Raw genomic sequence first — 25,691 nt, 5'->3', positions numbered from 1 at the left:
TGCCTAGCGTGAACGGCGTGAGCCTCCAGAAAGCGCCTGACCAGGCAGTCGCCCGCCACGGCTGGGTGCAGGCCCTGGTGACCGTGGTCGCCGGGCTGATCGCCATGGCGGTCGTCGCCGCCCTCGGCCTGTGGGCCGCCGGAGCGGCGGACCTGCCGGACAACGCGTTCCCGCGCGTCGTCGCGGCCACGGTCGTCACCGCGGTCGGCGGTTCGGTCGAGTTCGGCGGGAACGCCGGCGTGCTCGCCGAGACCAACGCCGGGCTGAGCGTCACGCCCCTGTCGGTGACGCTGACGGGTGTCCTGGTCATCGCGGCCGGCTTCCTGCGTCCGCTGCGCCACCGGGCGGTCGCGGGCGCCCCTGAACTGGCCGGCTGGGCCGGCCGCATCGCCGTGCTCTGGCTCGCAGGGCTCACCGGTACGGCCCTGCTGGCCAGTCAGACCTTCGCGATCTCCCTGGGCGAGGGGACCATCTCCGAGATCGGTGAACTCCTCGGCGCCGGCTCGCCCCGGGTCGGCTTCGAGGCCGACGTGGCCGAGACGCTCGCCTTCGGCCTGCTCTGGCTGGCGGGTGTCCTCGTCGTCGCGCTGCTCGTCTCGCCCGGCGCGCCGCTGCCGGCCCGGCTGCTGCGCTTCCAGGAGTCGGTACGGCCCGCCGCGTACGCCATGGTCGTACTGCTGCTGGCCTGCGTCGCCGTGGGCGTGGTGATCGCCCTGGTGGTGGCGGCGACGCGCGGCCACGCGGCGGAGACCTTCGCAGTGATCCTGCTCGGTCTGCCCAACGTCGTCTGGCTCGCCTTCACGATCGGGCTGGGCGGCACCTGGGACGGCCGCGTGGACGGGCCCTTCGGACTGCCGATGCCGCAGGTGCTGGACGCCGTGCTGCGCACCCCGGACGTGTCGACGCTCAACCTGCGCACGCTGACGGAGCAGGACGGCAGGGTGTGGTGGCTCGTGGTGTTCGACGCCGTGCTGCTGCTCGCCGTCGCGTTCCTGATGGCGTCCCGATCACCGGCGAGGACACCCGCGTGGCGGCACGCGGTGCACATGGCGGTCGCGCTGGCGCTCACCGTCCTCGTGGTGTGCCTCCTCGGCAGGCTCGACGCGCACTACGGGCTGTCGCTGTTCGGCATCGGAGACGTCGGCGGCGGGCTCTCCGGCGAGCTGTTCCTGCGCCCGCACCTGTGGAGCATCCTGGGGCTCGCCGTGCTGTGGGGGCTGGTGACCGGCCTCGTCGGCGGTCTGCTCGCGTCGCGCAGACAACGGCACGGCGAGGTCGAGGTCCCTGACGCACCCGGCACCCCTGAGCCCCCGAAGGGCTGAAGGACCCACTGGCCGAGGGGCTGATCGGCCGAAGGGCTCACGGATGCGTGGCCATGCTTCCCGTACGCCACCCGAACGGCCCACCGCTCCCCCGCCGTTCGTCGTACGAGGGCGGCCGTCCCCTACGCGCCCGGCGGGTACCGGCGCGGTCCCGGTGAACCGGGAAACACCGGCAGGGCCCACTCCGGCGGTTCGGGCGGAGGTCCCGGACTCCCCAGCGCACCGACGACCCGCAGGTCCACCTGGGTCGGCGCGCGCCCCGGCTGCGCGGTGCCGGTCGCGGCGGCCCGGAGCGCGGCCACGAACGCGAGGCAGGAGTCGTAGCGGTCGTCGGGGCTCTTGGCGAGGGCCGTCGCCATCACCGCGTCGACCGCCGCGGGGAGGTCCGGGCGGCGCTCCGTCAGCGCGGGCGGCTCGTCGTACTGGTGGGCCCACAGCAGCGCCGTGTCGTCGTCCCGCTGGAAGGGCGGGCGGCCGGCCAGGATCTCGTGCACGACGCAGGCGAAGCCGTACACGTCGCAGCGGCCGTCGACCGGGCGGCCGGAGATCTGCTCGGGCGAGACGTAGTCGAGGGTGCCGACGAACTGGCCGACGGTCGTGAACCCGGTCAGGGACAGGGACTTCTTGGTCAGGCCGAAGTCCGTCAGGTAGACGTGCTCGGGATGGTCGCTGTCCGTGCCCGCCGCGACCAGGATGTTGCCCGGCTTCACGTCCCGGTGGACGAGTCCGTGGTCGTGCGCGGCGTCCAGCGCGGACGCGACCTGGACCGCGATACGGGTGGCCACCCCGGCGGGCAACGGACCCTCGCGGTCCAGCAGATGGCGCAGGTCGCTGCCGGCGACGTACCGCATGGCGATGTAGAGGACGCCCTCGGTCTCACCGGCCTCGAAGACGGGGACGATGTGCGGGTGGTCGATCGCAGCGGCGACCCGTGACTCGTGCGTGAACCGCTTCCGGAAGGTGTCGTTGCGGGCCAGTTCCGGCGCGAGCAGCTTCAGGGCGACGGTCCGGTCGAGGCGGAGGTCCTTGGCCCGGTAGACGACGGCCATCCCGCCGCGGCCGATCTCGCGCTCGATCCGGTAGCCCGCGATCTGCCGTCCGACCAGGTCGGACGGCCGCCCGGAGTGCAGGTTCGTCTCGGACGGCATCAGCCGTCACCCTCGCCCGTCACGATCCGCGTGGGGGCGTGGCCCCTGTCGACCTCACCGGCGTCCCCGTCGCCGTTGTCGTTTGTGCCACCCGTGCCGCCTCCGTCGCCTCCACTGCCGCTGCTGTCATCCCGCTCGTCGTCACGCGCCGACGCCGCCCTCCGGCCGGCGGCCTGCGGACCCGGCGCGGCCGGCCGTACGCCCCCGACGTGCTCGAAGCCTGCCGGACTCACCACCTGCGTCGGCTCCGGGTCCGGAACACCGCGGACCTCGTCGGGGGTACGCCCGGGCGACGGGTCCGACGGGTCCGGCTCGGGGCGCGGGACCCCGCCGATACGCGGTGCGGCGGCGCGGTCCGGGGACGCGTCCGGCCGCGGGGCGACGTGGCCCGGACCGTCATCCGCGGGCGTCACGACCTGTGTCGGCTCCGGAGCCGCCGCGACCGGCCGGGCCGTGGCGGGCTCGACCGGACCGGCGGCACCAACCGGCCCCGGCTCGGCGGAACGCACCGGCCCCGGGTCGGCAGGACGGACCGGGGCGGGCTCGGGATCGGCCGGAGCGGCCTCGGAACGGGCCTGGGCCGGGTCGGGACGGTCCGGAGCGGGGTCCGAACGGGCCCGGGCCGGGTCGGCGGAAGGGGCCGGAGCCTGGTCGGCGGGACGGGCCGGAGCCGGGTCGGTGGAAGGGGCCGGAGCCGGGTCGGCGGGACGGGCCGGGGCAGGGTCGGCGGGACGGGCCGGGGCCGAGTCGGCGGGACGGGCCGGGGCCGAGTCGGCGGGACGGGCCGGGGCCGAGTCGGCGGGACGGGCCGGGGCCGAGTCGGCGGGACGGGCCGGGGCCGAGTCGGCGGGACGGGCCGGGGCAGGGTCGGTGGAGACGGGCGGGGCGGGTCTCGCGCCCGCTCCGGGCGTCGCGTACGTGCTCAGACGGGTGCCGTCGCAGTAGACCCACCGCTCGTGCTCGGCCTCGTACAGCCACAAGGCCTCGCCGTCGACGACCAGGCCGACCCGCATGCCCTGCGTGCGCCCGTGGAAGGCCTCCCCGTCGATCTGCCCGGACGCCAGTTCCTCGACGGTCCGCCGGTAGCGCCCCAGCACCTCCTCGGCGCGCGCGAGCAGCGGGCGCGGGTCCGCGGTGCGGGCGAGCGGCTGCCCCGCGGCGGGCGGCTCCTGCGGCACGGACACCAGCAGCCGGCCGTCGACCCAGGCCGACCAGCCGTTCGCGCACACGACGTGGCCCCAGTCGCCGCGCCGCTCGACGAGCCGTACCGGCAGCAGCGCGTCCAGGGGCACCGTGGGCCGGGTGGTGTCGGGCGCCTCCCAGGCCGCCAGGCCGTCCCCGGGCACGACATGCGTGGGACGGAAGTCGGGAGTCGTCGTCATCGCGTCCGCCGCCTACTTCCGCATGACTTCGGGCTCGTGCCGCCTCAGCAGCCGGGCGACCGCGTAGCCGAACACCAGCGACAGCACGACGAGCATGCCCATGTTCAGCAGCCACAGGCCCGACGAGTGCCGGAACAGCGGGTCGCCGGTCAGCTCCCCGGGGACGATCCGGGACAGGCCGATGGTGCCGGCCATCGCGCCGAGCCCCCACCGCGAGGGCACCAGCCACGAGAGCTGCTCGACGCCGGGGACCCCGTCGAGTTTCAGCAGCGCGCCGCAGAAGACGACCTGCACGATGGCGAGGAGCACGAGCAGCGGCATCGTGACCTCCTCCTTGCGCACCAGCGCGGAGACGAGGAGCCCGAGCATCATCGCGGTGAAGGCGAGCAGCGCGACCGCGAGGGTGATCTCGACGAGGGGCGGCATGAGCACCCCCTCGCCGCCGGGCGCGTTGAGGTCGACGCCCAGCAGGGCCACCTGGGTCAGGACGACCGCCTGGACGACGGTGACCGCGCCCAGGACGACGACCTTGGACATCAGGTAGGCCGATCTGGACAGGCCGACGGCCCGTTCCCGCTGGTAGATCACGCGTTCCTTGACCAGTTCCCGCACCGCGTTGGCCGCGCCGGTCAGGACCGCGCCGACGCAGAGGATGAGCAGCGCGTTCATCGCCGTCTCCCGCGTCAGGCTGCTGCCCGCCAGCGCCCGGGCCATCACGCCCATGACGAAAGGCAGGGCGATCATGATGGCGAGGAACGTCCGGTCGGCGGAGAGTGCCGCCGCGTACCGGCGCACGAGGGTGCCGAGCTGGGCTCCCCAGCTCTGCGCCTTGGGTGGCCGGACGACGGACTCGGGGGCGGCGTCGTCCTGCGGAGTCCTCGGCTGCGCGGTGGAGTTCACGATGTACCGGCGGTGCGGCGGCGACCCGCGGTACTCGCCGGCCCAGTCGCGGTCGTGGTCCCGTTCGAAGGCCTCGAATGCCTCGGGCCACTGCTCGTAGCCGAAGAAGGAGAGCGTCTCGTCGGGCGGCCCGTAGTAGGCGACCCTGCCGCCGGGCGCGAGGACCAGCAGCCGGTCGCAGACGTCGAGGCTGAGCACGCTGTGGGTGACCACGATGACGGTCCTGCCGTCGTCGGCGAGGCCGCGCAGCATGTGCATCACGGAGCGGTCCATGCCGGGGTCGAGTCCCGAGGTCGGTTCGTCGAGGAAGAGCAGCGAGGGCTTGGTGAGCAGTTCCAGGGCCACGCTGACGCGCTTGCGCTGGCCGCCGGAGAGGCTGTGGATGGGCTGCCCGGCTCGTTGTTCGAGTCCCAGTTCGCCGATCACCTCGTCGACCCGTGCCAGCCGCTCGGCCTTCGCGGTGTCCTGCGGGAAGCGCAGCTCGGCCGCGTAGGTGAGCGCCCGGCGCACGGTGAGCTGGGCGTGCAGGATGTCGTCCTGCGGTACGAGACCGATGCGCTGGCGCAGTTCCGCGTAGTCGCGGTACAGGTCGCGGCCGTCGTACAGGACCTTGCCGCGGTCGGCGGGGCGCTGCCCGGTGAGCGCGTTGAGCAGGGTGGACTTGCCGGCGCCGCTGGGCCCCACCACGGCGAGCAGGCACTTCTCCCCGACGGGGAAGGACACCTGGTCGAGAAGGGTCTTGCGGCCCTTGTCGACGGCGACCGACAGGTCCTGGACGTCCAGGGACACCTCGCCGGTGTCGACGTACTCCTGCAGTTGGTCGCCGACGAGGCAGAACGCCGAGTGGCCGATGCCGACGATGTCGCCCTCGGAGATGCGGGCGACCTCGACGGGCTGTCCGTTGAGGTAGGTGCCGTTGTGGCTGCCCAGGTCGGCGATCTCGTACGTGCCGTCCGGCAGGGCGCGCAGTTCGGCGTGCCGCCTGGAGACGATCAGGTCGTCGATGACCAGGTCGCTGTCCGCGCCGCGGCCGATCCGGACGGTGCGCGCGGGGAGCGGGCGCACCGTCGTGGGCTGCCGAAACGTTCCGGTGGCCGCCGGCATCGACACGGAGGAGGGCCGCTCGGCCGGCGGCGGGGTCCGGTCGACGAGCACGGCCCGCGGTCCGTCGGCGAGGCTGCCGAAGCGGATGACGCTGCCGGCTCCGACGTCCCGTTCGTGGACGCGCAGGCCGTCGGCGAAGGTGCCGTTGGTGCTGTTCTCGTCCTCGATCGTCCAGTGGTCCGAATTGGGACGCAGGACCGCGTGGTGCCAGGAGACCCGGGCGTCGTCGATGAAGATCTCGCTGAGCGGATCGCGCCCCACATGGTAGGCGTGATCGGGGGTCATCACTGTGGATCCCGTCTCTGTCTCCAGGACGAGTTCGGGCGCCGCTGACCGCTGTGCCATGCCAGAATTCTAGCTATTCGTACGGATATGCGCCTGATCGGCGGAAGGGGTGCCCGAGCGGCTCCCGGCCCGGCTCAGGCGGCCGGCACGGACTGGAACCGGGCGGTGCGCTGCATGCGCAGGGCGTCGACCGACTCGGCGAGCAGCTCGTACTCGGTGGTCTCGTCCCCCGTGGCGATGCGGACGAGCTGCCCGTCGGCCAACTGGTCGGCCGCCAGCTCCTGTTGGGTGGGGTCGCCGCACCAGGCGCGCAGCATCCCGGGCACGTCCGGCGCGGTGTCCGCGACCGGCGCCATCGAGTGCGGCGGGAAGTGCGGCGCGTCGGGATCGGGGTCGAGGCGTTCGGCGATCCAGGAGGCCCGGTCGCGCAGCCACCACAGGGCGAGGGCCAGGGTGGGGGCCCGGTAGGTGCCGAGCGGCACTCCGACCCACATGCCTCCGCACACTCCGTACGCCGTGACATGGCACAGGAATTCGTCGTGCACGATCATTCCCCCATCGCATCCGCCTGCCGCCGGTCGGGCCTTTCTGTCCCGCGGCTCGCTCGTCGTACGCACATGGCGCTGTTCCGTGGGGCGGCTCACCGGCGGTCCGGCGCGGTTCGCCGCGGATTTCCACTGGGTGGTTCGCTGTGCGTCTCACTGATGGTTCGCCGTACGGTTCCCCATTGGCGCTTCGCCGTGCGTTCTTCCAGTAATGGTTCGCCGTGCGGATTCCACTGGGTGGTTCGCTGTGCGGTGACCGGGGGACCTTCGGACGGCGCCGCCGATGCCGAATGGTCCCGGTTTTCAAGTATCGGCACTCCTGACACAGTGTCACCATGTCTTTCCGGCCAGTCTCTTGGCATATTCACGGCGCCCAGGCGGCCGGAATGCCGTGTCCTGCCCGGATTTTGGCCCCCCTGCCGCGCATGACCCCGGGGGTAATCGACGAGCCGCGGGACGCCGGGCAGAGTTGCGGTACCGGCACCCCGGCACCCCGGGGGCCGGTCCCTGACCAGCACGTACGACCCCAGTTGGAGGCCGATCGCCCATGTCCGCGCACAAGGACCGCTACGAGACCGCCGTGGCCCGATACTTCGAGGCCTGGAACGCGACCACGCCACAGGCGCTCGCCGAGGCCGTGGCCGACGGCTGGACGGCGGACGCCCGGTACACCGACCCGCTCGCCGACGTCCGCGGGCACGACGCCGTCACGGCCCTGATCGCCGCAGCCCACGAGCGGTTTCCCGGCTTCACCTTCCGCCCGGCCGGAGCGGTCGACGGGCACCACGACATCGCCCGCTTCGCCTGGGAACTGGTCGCCCCGGCCGACGGCTCGGCCCCGGTCGCCGGCTTCGACGTGATCACTCTGGACGGCGACGGGCGGATACGGAGCGTGCACGGGTTCCTGGACCGGGTGCCCGCCGGGGCGTGACGCCGCCCGCGATGAATTCCGCGCCGAGCGGTGGTCTCGTGGAGGGGGGACCACCGGGAAGGCGGAGGCGGAAATGGGCAAGGACGTCGCACTGGACAAGGAATTCACCGCGGTTCTCAGGAAAAGCCCCGAGCCCGGCGGCTGGACCTATCTCGTCTGGCCCGAGTCCGTGGCCTTCTTCGGCACCCGCGGTCTCGTCAAGGTGCGCGGAACCGTGGACGGCCACCCCTTCCGGAGTTCGTTCATGGCGCTCGGCGACGGGACCCACAAACTGCCCGTGAAGGCCGAGGTCCGCAGGGCCGTCGGCAAGGAGGCCGGGGACACCGTGACCGTCCGCCTGGTGGAGCGCGTCATGGAGTGAGCCCCACCCCCTGCCCCGCCGGGCCCCCGCGCACGGACGTGCCCTCGCCGGTGTCCCGTACGTACGGGACACCGGCGAGGGCACGCGGGAGCGGCCGGACCTACGCCGTCGCCAGACGGACGATCTCGTCGATCCGCGTCAGTTCCTCCGGCGAGAACTCCAGGTTGCGGACGGCCGCCACGCTGTCCTCGAGCTGCCGCGGACTGCTGGCCCCGATGAGCGCCGAGGTGACCCGGCCGCCGCGCAGCACCCACGCCAGCGCCATCTGGGCCAGCGACTGCCCGCGGGACTTGGCCAGGTCGTCGAGCGAGCGCAGATGCCCGACCAGGTCGTCCGTGACCTTGTCGGCGCTCAGGAAGGGGCTGTCGCCCGCGGCCCGCGAACCCTCGGGGATCCCGTCCAGGTAGCGGCCCGTGAGCAGGCCCTGCTCCAGCGGCGAGTAGGCGATGGAGCCGACCCGCAGTTCGTCGAGCGCGTCGAGGAGGCCTTCCTCGGGACGCCGGTCGAGCATCGAGTAGCGCGGCTGGTGGATCAGCAGCGGGGTGCCGAGCCCCTCCAGGATGCGGGCGGCCTCGCGGGTCTGCTCGGGCGAGTAATTGGAGACGCCGACGTACAGGGCCTTGCCCTGCTGGACCGCCGAGTGCAGCGCTCCCATCGTCTCCTCCAGAGGGGTCTCCGGGTCGGGACGGTGGGAGTAGAAGATGTCGACGTAGTCGAGGCCCATGCGGCCCAGGCTCTGGTCGAGCGAGGACAGCAAGGACTTGCGGGAGCCCCACTCGCCGTACGGCCCCGGCCACATCAGGTATCCGGCCTTCGTGGAGACGACCAGTTCGTCGCGGTACGGCGCGAAGTCCGCCGCGAGCGCGTCACCGAGGGCCGACTCCGCGGCGCCGGGCGGCGGGCCGTAGTTGTTGGCCAGGTCGAAGTGGGTGACCCCCAGGTCGAACGCGCGGCGCAGGATCGCGCGCTGGGTGTCCACCGGGCGGTCGGGGCCGAAGTTGTGCCACAGGCCGAGCGAGAGCGCGGGCAACCGCAGGCCGCTGTGCCCGGCGCGCCGGTAGGGCATGTCCGCGTAACGGTCGGTGTGTGCTGTGTACAACTCGTTCTCCCGGAGGCATCGGTACGGATGAGGACCGGCATCCACTCTCGCCTGTCCGGTAGGCAGCGGTCCAACAGGAGAATCGGATGGGATTCAGCGGATAGGCTTCTCAATCATGGAATTGCGTCATCTGCAGCACTTCGTCGCGGTCGCCGAGGACCAGCACTTCACCCGGGCGGCCGAGCGGCTGATGGTCTCGCAGTCGGGCCTGTCCTCGTCCATCCGCTCCCTGGAGCGCGAGCTGCGCGCCCCGCTCTTCGTACGGACCACCCGCCGGGTCACGCTGACCGAGGCGGGCCGGGCCCTGCTCACCGAGGCGGAGCGGATCCTCGCGCAGGTGCGCGCGGCCCAGGACGCGGTGGCCGCCGTCCAGGGCGTGCTGCGCGGCACGCTCTCGGTGGGCACCGAGCAGTGCATCGCCGGGGTGCCCGTGGCACGGCTCCTCGCCGCGTTCCGCGGGCGGCACCCGGACGTCGAGATCCAGCTGCGGCAGGCCGGCTCGGGCGCCCTCGCCGAGGACGTCGCCGCGGGCCGCCTCGACCTGGCCTTCGCCGTGACGACGCGCGCCGACACCGAGCAGTTGCGGTGCCTGCCGCTGACCAGTGAGCCGATGGCGGTGCTCTGCCATCCCTCGCACCGGCTGGCAACCGGCGGCCCGGTCACCCCGGACGAGCTGGGCGGCGAGGCCTTCGTCGACTTCCACCCCGACTGGGGCCCGCGGCGCACCACGGACGCGGCCTTCGCCGCTGCCGGGGTGCACCGCACGGTCGCGCTGGAGGTCAACGACGTGCACAGCCTCCTGGACCTCGTCGAGGAGGGCCTCGGCATCGCGGTCGTACCGCGCCACTTCGCCCACAAGCGGCCGGTGCTGCCGGTCCTGCCCCTCAAGGCCGACACCGACACGCCGTACGAGACCGTCGCCATGCTCCCGCCGCCGGAGGCCACGAGTCCGGCGGCCCGCGCCCTCATGTCCCTGCTCGACGGGGCGCAGAACGGGCTGTCGCGCCCCTGACCCCGCCCGGGCCGGGCGGGGGCCCGCTCAGACCTCGTAGCCGGGCAGGATCACGTCGCGGATGAGGGCGTTGCGCTCGTCGAACGGGATGAAGGCGCTCTTGACGGCGTTGACCGTCACCGTGCGCAGGTCGGCGAGGGTCCAGTCCGCCTCCTCCACGAGCAGCGACATCTCGCGGGTCATCGTCGTGCCGGACACCAGGCGGTTGTCGGTGTTGAGGGTGACGCGGAAGCCCAGGTCGCGCAGGAGGGTGATCGGGTGGTCCGCGATCGAGGTGGCCGCGCCCGTCTGGAGGTTCGAGGTGGGGCACATCTCCAGGGCGATGCGGCGGTCGCGCACCCAGCCCGCGAGGCGGCCGAGCTTGCCGTCGACGATGTCCTCGGTGATACGGACGCCGTGCCCGATGCGCTGGGCGCCGCAGACCTGGAGGGCCTGGTGGATGCTGGGCAGCCCGTGCGCCTCGCCCGCGTGGATGGTGAAGGGGACGCTCTCGGAGCGCAGGTGCTCGAACGCGGCGAGGTGGTCGGCGGGCGGGAAGCCGTCCTCGGCGCCGGCGATGTCGAAACCGAGGACTCCGGCGTCCCGGAAGGCCACGGCCAGGTCGGCCGTCTCCCGGGTCCGGTCGAACATCCGCATCCCGCACAGCAGCGTGCCGACGCGCACCGGCGTGCCCGCGGCGGCGGCCTTGGCCATGCCGGCGGCCAGTCCCTCCTGGACGGCCTCGACGACCTCGGGCAGGGTCAGCCCGCCGTCGAGCATCAGTTCCGGCGCGTAGCGGACCTCGGCGTAGACGACGCCGTCCTCGGCCAGGTCGAGCACGTACTCCTCGGCGGTGCGCAGCAGGCCCTCACGGGTCTGCATCACGGCGAGCGTGTGCTCGAAGGTCGCTATGTAGCGGACCAGGTCGCCGGAGTTGGCCGCCTCGTAGTACCAGGCGGCGAGGGCGTCCGGGTCGGCGGTGGGCAGGGTGTGGCCGACCGCGTCGGCGAGTTCGACGAGTGTCGCGGGGCGCAGCCCGCCGTCGAGGTGGTCGTGCAGGACGGCCTTGGGCAGCCGGCGGATGGTGTCTGTGTCGATGCGGGACGCGGTCATGCGGTGATTCCTCGGCAGGTTCTGTGTGGGTGGAACGGGTGCGGTGGAACGGGTGCGGTGGATCGGGTGCGGTGGATCGGGTGCGGCGAACGCCTGGGGCGCTGCCGCCGGGGTGCGTGGTTTCGGGCGGGGCGGATTGCGCGGCGATCCGGGGACGCGGCGGCCACCGGTGGGCTCGGACGGGCTCCGGGGCCGGGCCTGACCACCCGTGGGCCTCGCGACCCGGGCCCCGGCTGCGCCTCCGGCCGGGGCTCCGGCTAGGGAGCCGCCTCTTCGGCGGGGGCGGGCTGGAGCAGGTCCCAGCGGTTGCCGTACAGGTCCTGGAAGACGACGACCGAGCCGTACGCCTCGTGCCGCGGTTCCTCCAGGAAGGTCACACCCGCGGCACTCATCCGCGCGTGGTCGCGTACGAAGTCGTCGGTGTGCAGGAAGAAGCCCACGCGTCCGCCGGTCTGGTCGCCGACCCGGGCGCGCTGCGCCTCGTCCTTGGCCCGGGCCAGCAGGAGCGCCGTGCCGTGCGTTCCGGCACCGGGCTCCACGACGACCCAGCGCGAGCCGTCGGGGCGCGGGGTGTCCTCGGCGAGCCGGAATCCGAGCGCCTCGGTGTAGAAGCGGATCGCCTCGTCGTAGTCGTCGACGACGAGGGCGACCAGGGCGATGCGATTCATCGAGGCCTCCGGCCGGTCGGGGTTATACGTAACACGCGAGGATACGCCATCGCCGGGAGTGCTCGGCGGCGGCGACCCGCGCGGTGGGCCGGCGGGTCGCCGGCCCCCGGGCCCCGAGCCCCGGGCTTGCGGGCTTGCGGGCTTGCGGGCGCGGGGCCCTGCCCGTCGCGTCGCCCGCCCCCGTGTCCCGGCGCCCCGGCCGCGCGACCGCGCCCCGCGGGGGCCGCCGCGGCTCGGGCGCACCGGGCTCCGGCATGCTGGGTACGAGTTCGAGCGACAGGAGTGACACACCATGTCCGAGACACCGGGCTCCACCGGCGCCCCCGCCCACCAGAACGTGACCTTCCCGAGCGCCGGGACGACAGCGCACGGCTACCTGGCCCTGCCGCCCTCGGGACGGGGCCCCGGCGTGATCGTGATCCAGGAGTGGTGGGGCCTGACCGACCACATCGCCGACGTCACCGACCGCCTGGCGAAGGAGGGCTTCGTGGCGCTGGCACCGGACCTGTACGGCGGCAACGTGGCCCACGACGGCGCTGAGGCCCTGCGCATGATGCGGGACCTGCCGGTGCCGCGCGGTGTCGAGCTGCTGAGCGGCGCCGTCGACCACCTGCTGGCGCTGCTCGAGGTCACGTCGGCGAAGGTCGGCTCGGTCGGGTTCTGCATGGGCGGCGGCTTCGTGCTGCACCAGGCGGCCACCGACCCGCGCGTCGGCGCCGCCGTCCCCTTCTACGGCGTCCTCCAGGGCGAGGCACCCGACTTCTCCGGGCTCGGGGCGCAGATCCTCGGCCACTACGGCGAGCGCGACACCAGCATCCCCGTCGACTCACTGGCGGCCCTGGCCGACACGATCCGCGAGCAGTCCGGCATCACCCCGGACTTCCGTGTGTACCCGGCCGGCCACGCCTTCTTCAACGACGGCCGTCCGGAGGCCCACGACCCCGAGTCGTCCGCCCTGGCCTGGCGCGCCACAGTGGACTTCCTCCACGCGCGACTGGGCTGAACCGGGGGCGGGCACCGCCCGGGCGGGGTCGCGCCCGGGCGGCGTGCCGTCAGTAGGTGTACGTGTTGAGGGCCGCCACGGCCGAGGCGGGTGATCCGAGGTCGTACCGGTCCACCGCGAGGAAGTTGGGCTTCTTGCGGGCGGCGGGCTGGCAGAAGCGCTGGGCCCTGTCGGCGAGTTTGGTGTTGTCGGTGCCGGCCGTCGAGGCGATCGCCATGTCCCGGAAGTGGTTCATGACGAACAGGGGCCGGAAGGGCGGTGCGGTGGCGCTCAGGGGGATGACGGTGTTGGCGTCGTACCAGCGGCTGTAGCAGGACCAGTCCGAGCTGCCGAGGCCGGAACCCATGGACCAGTAGTTCTCCACGGTCCACTCGCGCTGGTACATCACGCCGAAGCTGTCGCGGGTCAGGCCCGCGGACTGGTCGGCCGATCGGCTGTGGTCGGTGAACAGGAGCAGCCGGTCGTTCGCGGCGATCAGCTCGGACATCCGCGGCCAGCCGTCGGCTCGTACGCCCGTCCGGTCGGGGCGGTACAGGACGTCCGACAGGCCGTTCACCCGGGCCAGTTCGGCGCGCAGGACCCCCGGGTCCACGTAGTCCTCCAGGAACACGGTGACGAACTCGTCCGGGTTCCGCTTGAGGAAGTCGACCATGCGCTGGATGTCCACCCAGAGCGCGACCGGCCGGCTGACCAGGGTGCAGCTGTTGTGGCAGAGGATCGCGCCGTCCGGCGTCTGGTGGATGTCCATCATGAAACCGCGAACGCCGTCGGTGAGTTGCTGGTTGATGCCGCGGGTCTGGTTCGGCACGAGGTTGACGAAGGGCGGCGCGAATCCGCCGTCCACACCGTTCGCGTAGGCGTTGTGGGAGGTGAGGAAGGTGACCTGGTCCAGCGTGCGCAGGTCCGGCGCCGGCATCGGGGCGGTCGGTGACGTCACCGGCGTGAGGTACCAGTTCGCGTCCTCGCCCGCGCCGGCGAGGACGAGTTCGGCCGGGTGGGTGGCGCCGGACGGCTTCGCGCCCAGACTCAGGTACCGGTCGGAGCCCGGGACCTTCAGCCGGTACCGGTCGGCACCGGCGGAGGACATCTCCCACGGGGCCTCGGCCGCAGCGCAGTTCACGGTTCCGGCCCGGCCGCCGGAGCGGCCGAGGCAACTGCCCGCGGTGTCGGTGCTCTCCAGGACGTACGCGCCGCCGCCCGGGCGCAGCCTCCACTGCTGGCGGTCCTCGTTGCCCCTGGGGTTGTGCTGGACGACCGCTCCCCCGCTGTCCGCGGCGTTGAGGCCGGTGACGGCGCTCTGGACGTAGAACGTGCCCGCGGTCGGCACGTCGGCCGACCGCGCGGGTGCGGCCGGCACGGTGGCCAGTGCCGCCGCGGTGGCGGCGAAGATGAGCAGGGGGCGGTGGATCCGCATGGTGTCGGGTCCCTTCTGCAGCGCGGCGGCGCCGGGGCGCGGCCGGGTACGGGGGGTCTGCGCGGGACACTCAATCGGCTTGGTATGTACTGGTCAAGTTACTGACCGGCCGTACGGGGCGGCGACATCGGGCCGCCGCCCCGCGGCCGTGCGCGGTGCGGGCGCCGTGTGTCAGCAGTACAGGTTGCCGCCCGGCGTCGTGCCGAGGATCTGCACGAACCGCTGATAGCTGTCGACGCGGCTCTGGACCTGCGCGGGGTTCCTGCCGTCGCACTCCAGCGAACCGTTGATGCTGCGGATCGTGTGGCCGAAGCCCGCGCCGTTGACCATGGCGTTGTGGCCGGTCATCGACCCGGGGCCGTTCTGCGTGTTCCAGTACCAGAGGCCCGTCTTCCAGGCCACGGCGGAGTCGTTCTGCACCAGCCAGGGGTTGTTGAGGAGGTCGATGCCGAGCGCGTCCCCGGCGGCCTTGTAGTTGAAGTTCCAGCTGAGCTGGATCGGGCCGCGGCCGTAGTAGGCGGACTGGCCGGCGGGGCAGCCGTAGGGCTGGCCCCAGTCGCAGTAGTGGGGGTAGTTGGCGGTGTTCTGCTCGACGACGTGGACCAGGCCGCCGGTCTCGTGGTTGACGTTGGCGAGGAAGGCCGCGGCCTCCTGCTTCTTCACCGTGTCGCTGCCGGTGTTCGCGAAGGCGGGGTAGGCGCTCATCGCGGCCTTCAGCCCGCTGTAGGTGTAGAAGGAGTTCCTGTTCGGGAACATCTGGTTGAACTGCGCCTCGCTCACGACGAATCCGGAGGGGTTGGTGGACCCTCCGTCGCAGGCGTACGGCTCCCAGAACCAGGTGCTGATGATCGGGTCGTAGCCCGGGTTGTCGTGCTCGGCGATGTAGGCCTTGCCGTCGGTGTACCGGACGATGTTGCCGGTGACGTACGACCGGCCCGCCTGCCAGCTCGGATAGCTCGAACAGGCGGCGGCGGACGCGTCCGACGCCGGCAGGAGCACCGGCGCGGCGGTTCCGACGACGACCGCGGCCACGAACGCTGAGATACGGCGCCTCGACATGGGGGACCAACTCCTTCACGGAGCACGGCCGCACCCGTACGGGGGCAGAGCGGGGCTGGGGCTGGTACGCACGCGCCGGCCGGGCCGGCCACGGCGTACGGGCCGGCCGTGGTGGGGGGTGTGGAAGCACACTCAACCGCTTTGGTCTGTACCAGTCAAGGGTGTAGACCAATCAACCGCCTTTTGCACGGCGGTGGTTCGGCCCGGCGCTTACTCCGGAACCGCCTTCCGGTGACGCTGGAACAGGACGCGCTCAGGCGGAGGACTCCGCGGCAGCGCCTTCGAGGGTGTCCACCAACCGCCGCAGCAGCCCCCGCAGGAGCGCGTCGTCGCCCTCGCTCAACTCCGGCCAGCCGGCGCGGACCTCCCGGTCCACGCGCCGCCAGTAGGTCTCGCCGCGCGGGGTGAGGTGCGCGAGGATGCGCCGCCGGTCGAGGGGGTCGACCCGCCGGTGGACCAGGTTCTGGTCGACGAGCTGGTCCACCAGCTTGGTGAGGGTCGCGGGCGGCAGGAAGGCGGCTTCGGCGACCGCGGTCATGGGATGCCCCCGCCCGTCGGAGAGCAGGCCGAGCACTCGCCAGGCGTCCAGTGAGCAGCCGTGCTCCTCCGTCGCGGCCTGGAGCCGGCGGGCGGCCAGCCTCTCGGCGCGCGTCAGGAGGTGCACGAGGTCCTCGGACCGACGCGGAGGTGGGGTCGGCATCCTGCTCCTCGCTCCCGGGGTCAGCACATCGTACAAGTCCCGCATCCCGCACGGATTCCCCCCGCGCCGACGCGGAGCGGACCGGACCCCGAGACGGATTGGAGTTCACCGGGGGTTCCCGGAATCATGACCGCATGGTCCGGCTCGACCCGCCTCCGCTCGACTGGTGCACGACCGACGACTCGGTCGTCCGTGTGGCGCTCGTCTTCCCGATGCAGGGCGCCGCCGGGATCTTCGGACCCACCTGCGAACTGTGCGCGCGGCTCGCCGCCGAGGAGGTCAACCGCGAGGGCGGGGTGCTCGGCAGGGAACTGCGACTGCTGCCGGTCGACGGCGGCGCCGAACCGCACCGCGTCGCCCGCGACGTCGAGGCCCTGGTGGACCTGGGCGCCGTCCAGGGGGTCACCGGCTGGCACATCTCCTCGGTGCGCAGGGCGCTGGCCCCGCGGATCGCCCACCGGGTGCCGTACGTGTATACGGCGCTCTACGAGGGCGGTGAGGACACGGCGGGGGTGTTCCTGACGAGCGAGACGCCCGACGACCAACTGCGGCCCGCCGTGCACCTGCTGGCCCGCGAGCACGGCGTGCGCCGCTGGTTCGTGGTGGGCAACGACTACGTGTGGCCCCGCCGGACCGCGCGGGCGGCCCACCGCTACGCCCGCGAGTCGGGCGGAACCGTGCGCGCCGAGGCGTACCTCCCGCTCGGCACCCACGACTTCGACGGCGTGCTGCGCCGGATCGAGCACTCCGACGCGGACGCGGTGCTGATGCTGCTGGTGGGCAGCGACGCGGTGCGCTTCAACCGGGCGTTCGCCGCTTCGGGGCTGGCGGAACGCTGCCTGCGGCTCAGCACGTTGATGGACGAGAACATGCTGATGGCCTCGGGTCCCACGGCCACGTCGGGCCTCTACAGCACGGCCGGCTTCTTCGCCTCGCTGGCCAACCAGGACACCCTTGACTTCCACGGCCAGTACGCCGGGCGGTACGGGGTGGAGGCCCCGGCCCTCGGGAGCCTCGGCGAATCCTGCTACGAGGGAGTGCTGTTGCTCGCCGCGCTGATCGACCGGGCGAGGACCCTGGACGTGTCGGCGATCGGCGCGAAGGCCGACACCGTCTCCTACGAGGGGCCGCGCGGGCTGCTCCACCTGCGCGGCGGCCACGTACGTCAACGGATCTACCTGGCCCGGGCGGACGGTGTGGAGTTCGACGTCGTGGCGCAACTCGATCCGCGCCCCACGCGCCCTTGACACTCCGGCGCCTCGGCGAAGATACTTCCCGCAGGAAGTAATTAGAATGCCTCGGGCGAACTGTGAATTCATCTGCCGAATTCCGCCCCTGGCATTTTTTGTTGCCCATTGAGAGTCGGAAGATACCGCCGGGAAAGTACCGCGAAACACCTTGGAAACAGGGCGACTTGAGGCTGTGGACCGCACTTCAGGAGGAGGTCGTCCTCCCAGCCCGAGGGGGTACTTTTGTCCAGCGGTTCCAGCGGTTCCAGCGGTTCCAGCGATTTCAGGGGTTCCGGCGGTTCGAGGAGTTCCGGCGCCTTCCGGTATTCCCGGCGCAAGGTCGTGGCGGGTGCCGCCGCGCTCGCCGCGGTCGTCGCGCTCTCCGCGTGCGGCGCCAAGACCGACGAGGCGGGCGGCTCGTCCGACAAGGCCGCGAAGGCCGACACGAGCGGCGGCACCGTCAGGGTCGGCCTGCTCAACTCGCTGTCCGGCACCATGGCGATCAGCGAGGTGACCGTCCGCGACTCGTTGAAGCTGGCGATCGACGAGATCAACGCCTCGGGCGGGGTGCTCGACAAGCAGATCAGGCCCATCAGCGAGGACGGCGCCTCCGACTGGCCCACGTTCGCCGAGAAGGCGAGCAAGCTCATCAAGGAGGACCGGGTCGCGGCCACCTTCGGCTGCTGGACCTCCGCCAGCCGCAAGGCCGTGAAGCCCGTCTTCGAGAAGAACAAGTCCCTGCTGTTCTACCCCGTGCAGTACGAGGGCCTGGAGGAGTCGCCGTACATCTTCTACACCGGCGCCACCACCAACCAGCAGATCGTCCCCGCGCTCGACTACCTCAAGAGCCAGGGCAGGAAGCGCATCTACCTCGTGGGGAGCGACTACGTCTTCCCGCGCACCGCCAACAAGATCATCAAGGCCTACGCGAAGGCCAACGGCATGAAGGTGCTCGGCGAGGACTACGCGCCGCTCGGCTCCACGGAGTTCAGCACCATCTCCAACAAGGTGAAGGCGTCGAGGGCCGACGCGGTCTTCAACACCCTGAACGGCGACTCGAACGTGGCCTTCTTCAAGGAGTACAAGTCCGCCGGGCTGACCGCGAAGAGCATGCCGGTGGTCTCGGTGTCCATCGCCGAGGAGGAGGTCAAGTCCATCGGATCGCAGTACCTCGCGGGCCAGTTGACCGCCTGGAACTACTACCAGACGACCGAGGGCGACGCGAACGAGAGGTTCGTGAAGGCGTACAAGGACAAGTACGGCCAGGACAAGCCGACCAGTGACCCGATGGAGGCCGCGTACACCTCGGTGTACCTGTGGAAGGCGATGGTCGAGAAGGCCGGGTCCTTCGACCCGGAGAAGGTCAGGGCGGCCTCCGACGGCATCACCTTCGAGGCCCCCGAGGGCAGGGTCACCGTCGACGGCGCGAGCCAGCACATCCACAAGACGGCCCGGATCGGCCGGATCGGCACGGACGGCCTGATCGAGCAGGTGTGGGACTCCGGCGAGGCCATCAAGCCGGACCCGTACCTGAAGGGCTACCCCTGGGCCTCCGGCCTCTCCTGACCGTCCGCGCGGGGGCCTCGCGTCAGGCCCCCGCGTCCGCCTCCCCGGAGCCGCCGCATGACCGTGATCCTCGGTCAGACCTTCACCGGTGTCAGCATCGGTGCCGTCCTGCTGCTCATCGCGCTCGGCCTCTCGCTCACCTTCGGCCAGATGAACGTCATCAACATGGCCCACGGCGAGTTCATCATGGCCGGCGCCTACACCACGTACGTGCTGCAGAAGTCCGTCTCCGACGCCGGCCTGTCGCTGCTCGTCGCGCTGCCGGTCGCCTTCCTGGTCGCGGGTGCCCTCGGCGCCCTCCTCGAGTGGCTGCTGATCCGCCGGCTGTACCTGCGCCCGCTCGACACCCTCCTCGTCACCTGGGGCGTCTCCCTGATGCTCCAGCAGCTCGCCCGGGACGTCTTCGGCGCCCCCAACGTGCAGACCCGCGCGCCGGAGCTGCTCACCGGCCACATCACCGTCGTCGGCGGAGCCGATCCGCTGACCTTCGCCAACAGCCGGCTCTTCATCCTGACCCTCGCGGTCGCCGCGGTCGTCGCGCTGTCGCTGACCCTGCGGCTGACCCCGCTGGGCCGACGGATCCGCGGCGTCGTGCAGAACCGGGACCTCGCCGAGGTGTCCGGCATCTCCACCGAGCGGGTCGACCGGACCGCGTTCTTCATCGGCTCCGGACTCGCCGGCGTCGCGGGCGTCGCACTGACCCTGGTCGGCCCGATCGGGCCGACGATGGGCACCAACATCATCATCGACGCGTTCCTGGTGATCGTGGTCGGCGGCATCGGCCGGCTCAGGGGGACCGTGATCGTCGCCTTCGTGCTGGGCATCATGCAGTCCGTCCTCGAGTACTCCACCACCGTCAGCGTCGCGAAGGTGCTCGTCCTCGTGGCCATCGTCGCGTTCCTCCAGTGGCGGCCCCAGGGGCTGTACACACTGCGCACCCGGAGCCTCGTATGACCGAACCCACATCCGCCCCCGGCAAGGGGAACCCTCTCAAGAGGGCCGTGCCCGCGGGCCGTTCGGCGCGTGCCGCCGCGGGCTTCGCCGCCGCCGCGCTGGCGCTCTTCGCCCTCGCCCCGCTCGCCCTGTCCGACTTCCGGCTCGGGCTGCTCGCCAAGTACCTGTGCACCGCGATGGTCGCCGTCGGCATCTGCCTGGCCTGGGGACGCGGCGGACTGCTCACCCTCGGGCAGGGGGTGTTCTTCGGACTCGGCGGCTACGCCATGGCGATGCACCTGAAGATCGCGGACGCCGGGCCCGGCAACCTTCCCGACTTCATGCAGCTCTACGGCACGGCAACCGAACTGCCCTGGTGGTGGCGCCCGTTCGCGAATCCGCTGTTCACGATAGCCGCCACCGTCCTGCTGCCCATGGCGGTCGCCGCCGTGCTCGGCTCGTTCGTCTTCCGCCGCCGCGTGCGGGGCGCGTACTTCGCCATCCTGAGCCAGGCACTGGCCGCGGCCCTCGCGATCTGGCTGATCGGCCAGCAGGCCACCACCGGTGGCACCAACGGGCTCACCGACATCCGGGGCTTCTTCGGCTACGACCTCGACGACCCGGTCAACCAGCGGATGGTGTACTTCGTCATCGCGGCGGCACTGCTCCTGCTCGTCGCCCTCGCCCGGCAGCTGATCCACAGCCGCTACGGCGAACTCCTGGTCGCGGTACGGGACTCGGAGGAGCGGGTGCGCTTCCTCGGCTACGACCCCGCGAACGTGAAGCTGGTCGCCTACGTCGTCGCGGCGGGCATGGCGGGCCTCGCGGGCGCCCTGTTCGTCCCCGCGGTCGGGATCATCTCCCCCGCGATGATCGGCATCGTCCCGTCGATCGAGTTCGTCATCGGCGCCGCCGTCGGCGGCCGCGCCAGCCTGGCCGGCGCGGTGCTCGGCGCGATCGGGGTCGCCTGGGCGAGGACCGCCCTGTCGGAGGAGTTCCCCGGGGCCTGGACCTACTTCCAGGGCCTGCTGTTCATCGTGGCGCTGGCCTTCCTCCCGGGCGGCCTGGCGTCCCTCGCCGGGGTGGTGAAGCGCCGCAGGACCGCACGGCCCACGGGCGAACCGGCTCCGGCCCTACCTCTTGGAGAAGCGGCATGACCGAGCTCTCGGGACTGCGAGTACGCGGACTGCGGGTGTCCTTCGACGGCTTCACCGCCGTCGACGGGGTCGACCTCGACGTACGGCCCGGCGATCTGCGCTTCCTCATCGGACCGAACGGCGCGGGGAAGACGACACTGGTCGACGCCGTGACGGGACTGGTGAGGGCCAGTGGCTCAGTGCGCTTCGAGGGCACGGAACTGCTGGGCCGCAGCGTGCACAGGATCGCCCGGTCCGGCATCGGCCGGACGTTCCAGACCGCCACCGTCTTCGAGGAACTCACCGTCCTGCAGAACCTGGACATCGCGGCGGGCGCGGCACGCGGCCCGCTGACCATGCTGCGCCGCCGCAGGAGTGTGCCGGAGCCCGTCGCGCGGGCCCTGGAGACGATCGGGCTCACCGAACGGTCCGGCAGCCCGGCCGGCACCCTGGCCCACGGGCAGAAGCAGTGGCTGGAGATCGGAATGCTGCTCGTGCAGGACGTACGGCTGCTGCTGCTCGACGAACCCGTGGCGGGCATGAGCCACGACGAACGGCAGGCCACGGGCGAGCTTCTGCGGCGGATCAGCGCCGAGCGGACCGTGGTCGTCATCGAGCACGACATGGACTTCATGCGCTCGTTCGCGCGCAGTGTCAGCGTGCTGCACGCCGGGCGGGTGCTGAGCGAGGGGACCGTCGCCGAGGTGCAGTCCGATCCCAGGGTCCAGGAGGTCTACCTCGGGCACGCGGCCGTCCAGGACGCGGGGCCGACGGCGGCCGGGCCGCACCCGGAGCACGCCGGCGGCGCCCACGCGGGCAGCGCCGTACAGGAGGTGTGAGGCAGTCATGAAGCTGGAGATCGACGGCGTCGGGGTCGGCTACCACCGCAGCCTCGTACTGCACGGAGTGTCCGTCGAGGTGCCGGACGACGGGGTGGCCGCTGTCCTCGGGCACAACGGGGCGGGCAAGAGCACGCTGCTGCGGGCGGCCGTCGGACTGCTCACCCCGTCGGCCGGCGCGGTGCGGCTCGACGGTGAGGACATCACGCGCCGCAGGCCCCACGAACGGGTGGCCCGGGGCATGGCGTACGTACCGCAGGGCCAGCAGGCCTTCCCCCACCTCACGACGGCCGAGAACCTGCAACTGGTCGCGGACGGGCGCAGCCGCGGCAGGGCCGCGATCGCCGGGGCGCTGGACCTGTTCCCCGCCCTCAGGGCCCTGTCGAACCGGCGGGCGGGACTCCTGTCGGGCGGACAGCGGCAGCAACTCGCCATCGCGCGGGCCCTGGTGACGGAGCCTCGGATACTGCTCCTCGACGAGCCGACCGAGGGCATCCAGCCCTCGGTCGTCGCGGAGATCGAGGAGACCATCCTCGCGCTGGCCGCCCGCGGCGGGCTCTCCGTGCTCCTGGTGGAACAGCACGTCGGCTTCGCGATGCGGGCGGCCCAGCGGTACTACGTCCTGGAGGCCGGCCGGGTCACCTCGTCCGGCGGCGGTGGCGCCGACGCCGAGCGGTCCGTCCGGGAGGCCCTCAGCGTGTGACGGGCGCTCGCGGGTGGGCGCGGGCCGTCACACCGAGGCGTCCGGTGTGTAGTAGTGGGCCCGCACCCGTCGCAGCCATGCCTCGGCGGGTGCCTCGTCCGGCAGTTCGGGCAGGACGCTGCGGGTCTCGTCGAACGCGGACTCGTACCGCTTGAGCAGGGGCAGCGCGGCCATGGCGTCCGCGGCGACCTCCTCCCCGAAGGCGTGGTACGCCGCCGGGTTCTCGACTCGGATGCTCAGCGCGCCCGTCGAGTACAGCTCGAAGCCCTGGTGGCACAGCCGCCACAGGTGGCGGGCGTGCTTGGCGGTCCGCCTGCGGGTGTCCGCGGAGAACGAGCCGTCGCCGCGGTCGTAGAGCCGCTTGAACTGCTGGGTGGCATAGCCGAGATAGGCGTCGCGCACCCGCTTCGCGGAGAGCAGGGTCGTGCGGATGCCGATCAGCTCGTCGCCGAGCGGGGTGCGGACCTCGTACAACTCGTCCGGCAGCCACACCAGTTCGGTGACGGTCGGGTTGCCGCCCAGGGCGAGCCGGCACCATTTGGCCGCCTCGTGGAGCGTGCTGTCGGGATGGGTCGTGACGTGGGACTCCTTCGGGCGGTGCAGGCCGTGGAGGTCCTCGGTGGGGGCGGCGAACATGCCGAGCCGGTCCACGTCGGAGTCCTCGTGGGCCAGGCCGTAGGCGGTGGATCCGACGATGCCGGACAGCAGGACGTTCCTGGTGGTCACAGCCGTCCCCCTTCCCTGTGCGGGCCCGGGCGCGCCGGGTCCCTGTGCGGGCCTGCCCGGTGGTGCGAGCCGGGCGGCTCGCACCAGACCATCATCCGGGAAGGGGCGGGGTACAGCGGTTTTCCGGGGCGTGCGCGCAGCCGGACCGGGTTGTCAGCTCGCGAAGGGCACCTGGGCCGAGGGGACGGGACCGGCCGCGGACGGGTGCCGCCACAGCCCCCGGGCGGCGAGCCGGGGCAGCACGCCCTCGCCGAACCAGTAGGCCTCCTCCAGGTGCGGGTAACCGGAGAGCACGAACTCGTCGATGCCGAGGCGGCTGTACTCGGCGACACGGTCGGCGACCTCGTCGTGGCTGCCGACCAGGGCGGTGCCGGCCCCGCCGCGGACCAGGCCGATGCCGGCCCAGAGGTTGGGGTGGATCTCCAGGCCGTCCCGTCCCCCGCCGTGCAGGTCGAGCATCCGCCGCTGGCCCTCGGACTCGCTGCGGGCGAGCCCCGCCTGCACGGACCGTACGGTCTCCGGGTCGAAGCCCGCCAGCAGCCGGTCCGCCTCCGCCCAGGCCTGCTCGGCCGTGTCGCGGGTGATGACGTGCAGCCGGATGCCGAACCGGACGCTGCGTCCCTCCTTCTCCGCGAGCCCGCGGACCCACGCGATCTTGTCGGCGACCTGCTCGGGCGGCTCGCCCCAGGTCAGGTACACGTCGGCGTGCCGGGCGGCGACCTCGCCCGCAGCCGCCGAGGAGCCGCCGAAGTAGATCTCGGGGACCGGGTCGGGCAGGCGGGCGAGCCGGGCGTCCTCGACCCGGAGGTGCTCCCCGTCGAGGTCGACGGTCCGGCCGTCCCACAGCTCCCGGACGATCCCGAGGAACTCGCCCGTACGGCGGTAGCGGCTGTCCTTGTCGAGGAAGTCGCCGTACGCCCGCTGCTCCTGGCTCTCGCCGCCGGTGACGACGTTGAGGAGGAGCCGCCCGCCGGAGTGCCGCTGGAAGGTCGAGGCCATCTGGGCGGCGAGGGTGGGCGAGACGAAGCCCGGCCGGAAGGCGACCAGGAACTTCAGCCGCTCGGTCTCCCGGCTGACCATCGCCGTGGTCAGCCAGGCGTCCTCGCACCAGGCCCCGGTGGGGGTGAGCGCGCCGACGAATCCGAGGTTCTCGGCGGCGCGGGCGATCTGGCTCAGGTAGGCGATCGTCGGCGGCCGGTCCCGGCCGGAGACGGTGGCCGGGGTGCCGTGGCCGCCTCCGACGACGTCACGGCTGTCGCCGTTGGTGGGCAGGAACCAGTGGAAGGTGAGGGACACGGGGTGTTCTCCGATCGCGGGGCGCGGGGCGGCTCGTCGGGGCTGCGGGCTCAGAGCAGTCCGTGGCGCGGGGGCAGGGTGCCGTTGAGCACGTACCGGCCGATGTGCTGGATCTTCCAGCGGGCCGGGTCGTGCAGGGTGTGGGTGCGCGCGTCGCGCCAGTGCCGGTGCAGGTTGAGGGAGTCGAGGGCGGAGCGGGTTCCGGCCACCTCGAAGAGCGCGCCGGACACCTCGACGGCGGTGCCCGCCGCGTGCGCCTTGGCGGCGGCCACGGCGATCGACGCCTCGGCGGCCGAGGTCTCCGTCAGGTCGTCGCGCGCCGCGTCGACCGCGCGGGCCGCGGCGCCGAGCAGCGCCTCGGTGGCCCGTACCTGGACTGCGAGTTCGCCGAAGCGCTGGATGACCAGGGGGTCCTCCGCGGCCGTCGCGGCGCCGCTCTCGAACCACGGACGGCTCTTCGTGCGGACGAACTCCGCGGCCTCGCGGAGGGCGCCCGCGGCGATCCCCGCGTCGATGGCGGCGTGCAGCAACTGGGCGACGGCGCCGTGGAGCTGGGGTTCGCGGAAGGTGAGGTGGTGCGGCAGGACGCGGTCGGCGGGGACGGTGACGGCGTCGAGCCGGACCGTGCCGCTGGCGGTCGTGCGCTGGCCCATGCCGTCCCAGTCGTCGACGACCGTGACCCCGTCGGCGTCCCGGGGGACGTAGGCGACATGGAGGTTGTCGTCGTCGGCGCGGGCCAGGACCGGGATCCAGTCGGCGAACAGCGCTCCCGTGGAGTACTGCTTGACGCCGGTGAGGACGTACGACCCGTCCGGGGCCGCCTCCAGACGGGTCCTGATGTCCTGCACGTGCCGGGTGCCCGCCTCCGACTGGGCGTTGCCGAGGCGGCGTCCGGCCAGCACCTCCGCGAAGAAGAACTTCCGCTGGCGCGGGTCGCCCTGACGGCGGATCACATTCACGTAGACGAAGTGGCTCTGCGGGATCTGGGCGAGGCTGGCGTCGGCGGAGGCGAGCAGCCGGAAGACCTCGGCGAGGGTCTCCTGCCGGACGTCGGCGCCACCGTGCTCGGCGGGCACGGTGACGCCGAGCAGCCCTGAGGCGGAGAGGCGGTCCAACTCCGCGCGCGGCAGGACGCGTTCCGCGTCGCGGCGGGCGGCTCCCGGCCGGAAGTCGTCGGCCAGTTCCGCGGCGACCGCCAGGGCCTCGGCGTCGTCCGTGATGACGGTGGCGGTCACGGG

General features: G+C 72.4%; 24 protein-coding genes. 11 read left to right on the top strand and 13 right to left on the bottom strand.

Annotated features, from left to right (window positions below):
• Positions 1-17 precede the first annotated feature (17 nt).
• The gene (locus IE265_RS14450; RefSeq protein WP_190035919.1) at positions 18-1,322 is read left to right on the top strand and encodes a streptophobe family protein; all 1,305 of its coding nucleotides are present in this window, start codon (positions 18-20) and stop codon (positions 1,320-1,322) included.
• A 122-nt stretch (positions 1,323-1,444) separates the two neighbouring features.
• Here the strand turns inward: IE265_RS14450 and IE265_RS14445 are convergent, their stop codons facing one another.
• The 4 genes from IE265_RS14445 to IE265_RS14430 all read right to left on the bottom strand — a co-directional run bounded on the left by IE265_RS14445 (position 1,445) and on the right by IE265_RS14430 (position 6,686).
• Positions 1,445-2,470, bottom strand: a complete 1,026-nt coding sequence (locus tag IE265_RS14445) for a serine/threonine-protein kinase (RefSeq protein ID WP_190035918.1) — start codon at positions 2,468-2,470, stop codon at positions 1,445-1,447.
• A complete protein-coding gene (locus IE265_RS39290) occupies positions 2,470-3,852 on the bottom strand; it encodes a hypothetical protein (RefSeq protein WP_373302952.1) in 1,383 nt (460 codons plus the stop codon). The genes IE265_RS14445 and IE265_RS39290 overlap by 1 nt, the downstream gene beginning before the upstream one ends.
• A 12-nt stretch (positions 3,853-3,864) precedes the next feature.
• Positions 3,865-6,201 carry an ABC transporter ATP-binding protein/permease gene (locus tag IE265_RS14435; protein WP_190035917.1) on the bottom strand — a complete coding sequence of 779 codons (2,337 nt, stop codon included), beginning with the start codon at positions 6,199-6,201 and terminating at the stop codon, positions 3,865-3,867.
• Between the two features lie 74 nt (positions 6,202-6,275).
• A complete protein-coding gene (locus IE265_RS14430; protein ID WP_190035979.1) occupies positions 6,276-6,686 on the bottom strand; it encodes a hypothetical protein in 411 nt (136 codons plus the stop codon).
• A gap of 547 nt (positions 6,687-7,233) precedes the next feature.
• On the opposite strand from IE265_RS14430, the gene IE265_RS14425 reads away from it, so the two are divergent.
• Positions 7,234-7,617 carry a nuclear transport factor 2 family protein gene (locus IE265_RS14425; protein ID WP_190035916.1) on the top strand — a complete coding sequence of 128 codons (384 nt, stop codon included), beginning with the start codon at positions 7,234-7,236 and terminating at the stop codon, positions 7,615-7,617.
• Between the two features lie 73 nt (positions 7,618-7,690).
• Positions 7,691-7,978 (top strand): DUF1905 domain-containing protein, encoded by a 288-nt coding sequence (locus IE265_RS14420; RefSeq protein WP_190035915.1) that lies wholly within the window; start codon positions 7,691-7,693, stop codon positions 7,976-7,978.
• A 100-nt stretch (positions 7,979-8,078) separates the two neighbouring features.
• Here IE265_RS14420 and mgrA read toward each other — a convergent pair whose 3' ends face one another.
• The gene (gene mgrA / locus IE265_RS14415) at positions 8,079-9,077 is read right to left on the bottom strand and encodes an L-glyceraldehyde 3-phosphate reductase (RefSeq protein WP_190035914.1); all 999 of its coding nucleotides are present in this window, start codon (positions 9,075-9,077) and stop codon (positions 8,079-8,081) included.
• A gap of 115 nt (positions 9,078-9,192) precedes the next feature.
• On the opposite strand from mgrA, the gene IE265_RS14410 reads away from it, so the two are divergent.
• The gene (locus IE265_RS14410; RefSeq protein WP_190035913.1) at positions 9,193-10,089 is read left to right on the top strand and encodes a LysR family transcriptional regulator; all 897 of its coding nucleotides are present in this window, start codon (positions 9,193-9,195) and stop codon (positions 10,087-10,089) included.
• 27 nt (positions 10,090-10,116) lie between these two features.
• Here the strand turns inward: IE265_RS14410 and IE265_RS14405 are convergent, their stop codons facing one another.
• Positions 10,117-11,181, bottom strand: coding sequence for an adenosine deaminase (locus IE265_RS14405; RefSeq protein ID WP_190035912.1), 1,065 nt, complete (start codon positions 11,179-11,181; stop codon positions 10,117-10,119).
• Between the two features lie 257 nt (positions 11,182-11,438).
• Positions 11,439-11,849 carry a VOC family protein gene (locus tag IE265_RS14400; RefSeq protein ID WP_190035911.1) on the bottom strand — a complete coding sequence of 137 codons (411 nt, stop codon included), beginning with the start codon at positions 11,847-11,849 and terminating at the stop codon, positions 11,439-11,441.
• A 292-nt stretch (positions 11,850-12,141) separates the two neighbouring features.
• On the opposite strand from IE265_RS14400, the gene IE265_RS14395 reads away from it, so the two are divergent.
• Positions 12,142-12,852, top strand: coding sequence for a dienelactone hydrolase family protein (locus IE265_RS14395; protein ID WP_190035910.1), 711 nt, complete (start codon positions 12,142-12,144; stop codon positions 12,850-12,852).
• A gap of 49 nt (positions 12,853-12,901) precedes the next feature.
• Here IE265_RS14395 and IE265_RS14390 read toward each other — a convergent pair whose 3' ends face one another.
• From IE265_RS14390 to IE265_RS14380, 3 genes are all read right to left on the bottom strand, one after another.
• Entirely contained in the window at positions 12,902-14,266 is a 1,365-nt protein-coding gene (locus IE265_RS14390; protein WP_190035909.1) for a phosphoinositide-specific phospholipase C-related protein, read from the bottom strand.
• Between the two features lie 171 nt (positions 14,267-14,437).
• On the bottom strand, positions 14,438-15,325 hold the full coding sequence (locus IE265_RS14385; protein WP_190035908.1) for a glycoside hydrolase family 19 protein: 888 nt from the start codon (positions 15,323-15,325) through the stop codon (positions 14,438-14,440).
• A gap of 253 nt (positions 15,326-15,578) precedes the next feature.
• Positions 15,579-16,025, bottom strand: a complete 447-nt coding sequence (locus IE265_RS14380) for a MarR family winged helix-turn-helix transcriptional regulator (RefSeq protein WP_190035907.1) — start codon at positions 16,023-16,025, stop codon at positions 15,579-15,581.
• A 134-nt stretch (positions 16,026-16,159) separates the two neighbouring features.
• Here IE265_RS14380 and IE265_RS14375 point away from each other — a divergent pair, with 134 nt between their 5' ends.
• The 6 genes from IE265_RS14375 to urtE all read left to right on the top strand — a co-directional run bounded on the left by IE265_RS14375 (position 16,160) and on the right by urtE (position 22,431).
• A complete protein-coding gene (locus IE265_RS14375; RefSeq protein ID WP_190035906.1) occupies positions 16,160-17,272 on the top strand; it encodes a substrate-binding domain-containing protein in 1,113 nt (370 codons plus the stop codon).
• A 324-nt stretch (positions 17,273-17,596) separates the two neighbouring features.
• Positions 17,597-18,820, top strand: a complete 1,224-nt coding sequence (gene urtA / locus IE265_RS14370; protein WP_190035978.1) for an urea ABC transporter substrate-binding protein — start codon at positions 17,597-17,599, stop codon at positions 18,818-18,820.
• 57 nt (positions 18,821-18,877) lie between these two features.
• The gene (gene urtB / locus IE265_RS14365; RefSeq protein ID WP_190035905.1) at positions 18,878-19,774 is read left to right on the top strand and encodes an urea ABC transporter permease subunit UrtB; all 897 of its coding nucleotides are present in this window, start codon (positions 18,878-18,880) and stop codon (positions 19,772-19,774) included.
• Positions 19,771-20,910 (top strand): urea ABC transporter permease subunit UrtC, encoded by a 1,140-nt coding sequence (urtC, locus tag IE265_RS14360; protein ID WP_190035904.1) that lies wholly within the window; start codon positions 19,771-19,773, stop codon positions 20,908-20,910. Before urtB ends, urtC begins: the two co-directional genes overlap by 4 nt.
• Positions 20,907-21,728, top strand: coding sequence for an urea ABC transporter ATP-binding protein UrtD (gene urtD, locus IE265_RS14355; RefSeq protein WP_229916182.1), 822 nt, complete (start codon positions 20,907-20,909; stop codon positions 21,726-21,728). The genes urtC and urtD overlap by 4 nt, the downstream gene beginning before the upstream one ends.
• Before the next feature lie 7 nt (positions 21,729-21,735).
• Positions 21,736-22,431: an urea ABC transporter ATP-binding subunit UrtE gene (gene urtE / locus IE265_RS14350; RefSeq protein WP_190035903.1), complete on the top strand. Its 696-nt coding sequence runs from the start codon at positions 21,736-21,738 to the stop codon at positions 22,429-22,431.
• A 27-nt stretch (positions 22,432-22,458) separates the two neighbouring features.
• On the opposite strand, the gene IE265_RS14345 is transcribed toward urtE, so the two are convergent.
• The 3 genes from IE265_RS14345 to IE265_RS14335 all read right to left on the bottom strand — a co-directional run bounded on the left by IE265_RS14345 (position 22,459) and on the right by IE265_RS14335 (position 25,688).
• Entirely contained in the window at positions 22,459-23,157 is a 699-nt protein-coding gene (locus IE265_RS14345; RefSeq protein WP_190035902.1) for a nucleotidyltransferase domain-containing protein, read from the bottom strand.
• A 153-nt stretch (positions 23,158-23,310) separates the two neighbouring features.
• Entirely contained in the window at positions 23,311-24,453 is a 1,143-nt protein-coding gene (locus tag IE265_RS14340; protein WP_190035901.1) for an LLM class flavin-dependent oxidoreductase, read from the bottom strand.
• Positions 24,454-24,503: 50 nt separating this feature from the next.
• Positions 24,504-25,688, bottom strand: a complete 1,185-nt coding sequence (locus IE265_RS14335; RefSeq protein WP_190035900.1) for an SfnB family sulfur acquisition oxidoreductase — start codon at positions 25,686-25,688, stop codon at positions 24,504-24,506.
• Positions 25,689-25,691 lie beyond the last annotated feature (3 nt).

Origin of the sequence: Streptomyces fructofermentans, assembly GCF_014651055.1 — a bacterium.
Classification (GTDB): Bacteria; Actinomycetota; Actinomycetes; order Streptomycetales; family Streptomycetaceae; genus Streptomyces; species Streptomyces fructofermentans.
This window is presented reverse-complemented; position numbering and strand designations above follow the sequence as displayed.

What these genes read in the sequence shown, in the direction of transcription:
- IE265_RS14445 (WP_190035918.1), bottom strand. Translation starts at nt 2,470, where the DNA reads ATGCCGTCCGAGACGAACCTGCACTCCGGGCGGCCGTCCGACCTGGTC.
- IE265_RS39290 (WP_373302952.1), bottom strand. Translation starts at nt 3,852, where the DNA reads ATGACGACGACTCCCGACTTCCGTCCCACGCATGTCGTGCCCGGGGAC.
- IE265_RS14435 (WP_190035917.1), bottom strand. Translation starts at nt 6,201, where the DNA reads ATGGCACAGCGGTCAGCGGCGCCCGAACTCGTCCTGGAGACAGAGACG.
- IE265_RS14425 (WP_190035916.1), top strand. Translation starts at nt 7,234, where the DNA reads ATGTCCGCGCACAAGGACCGCTACGAGACCGCCGTGGCCCGATACTTC.
- IE265_RS14420 (WP_190035915.1), top strand. Translation starts at nt 7,691, where the DNA reads ATGGGCAAGGACGTCGCACTGGACAAGGAATTCACCGCGGTTCTCAGG.
- IE265_RS14410 (WP_190035913.1), top strand. Translation starts at nt 9,193, where the DNA reads ATGGAATTGCGTCATCTGCAGCACTTCGTCGCGGTCGCCGAGGACCAG.
- IE265_RS14405 (WP_190035912.1), bottom strand. Translation starts at nt 11,181, where the DNA reads ATGACCGCGTCCCGCATCGACACAGACACCATCCGCCGGCTGCCCAAG.
- IE265_RS14400 (WP_190035911.1), bottom strand. Translation starts at nt 11,849, where the DNA reads ATGAATCGCATCGCCCTGGTCGCCCTCGTCGTCGACGACTACGACGAG.
- IE265_RS14395 (WP_190035910.1), top strand. Translation starts at nt 12,142, where the DNA reads ATGTCCGAGACACCGGGCTCCACCGGCGCCCCCGCCCACCAGAACGTG.
- IE265_RS14390 (WP_190035909.1), bottom strand. Translation starts at nt 14,266, where the DNA reads ATGCGGATCCACCGCCCCCTGCTCATCTTCGCCGCCACCGCGGCGGCA.
- IE265_RS14385 (WP_190035908.1), bottom strand. Translation starts at nt 15,325, where the DNA reads ATGTCGAGGCGCCGTATCTCAGCGTTCGTGGCCGCGGTCGTCGTCGGA.
- IE265_RS14380 (WP_190035907.1), bottom strand. Translation starts at nt 16,025, where the DNA reads ATGCCGACCCCACCTCCGCGTCGGTCCGAGGACCTCGTGCACCTCCTG.
- IE265_RS14375 (WP_190035906.1), top strand. Translation starts at nt 16,160, where the DNA reads ATGGTCCGGCTCGACCCGCCTCCGCTCGACTGGTGCACGACCGACGAC.
- urtB (WP_190035905.1), top strand. Translation starts at nt 18,878, where the DNA reads ATGACCGTGATCCTCGGTCAGACCTTCACCGGTGTCAGCATCGGTGCC.
- urtC (WP_190035904.1), top strand. Translation starts at nt 19,771, where the DNA reads ATGACCGAACCCACATCCGCCCCCGGCAAGGGGAACCCTCTCAAGAGG.
- urtD (WP_229916182.1), top strand. Translation starts at nt 20,907, where the DNA reads ATGACCGAGCTCTCGGGACTGCGAGTACGCGGACTGCGGGTGTCCTTC.
- urtE (WP_190035903.1), top strand. Translation starts at nt 21,736, where the DNA reads ATGAAGCTGGAGATCGACGGCGTCGGGGTCGGCTACCACCGCAGCCTC.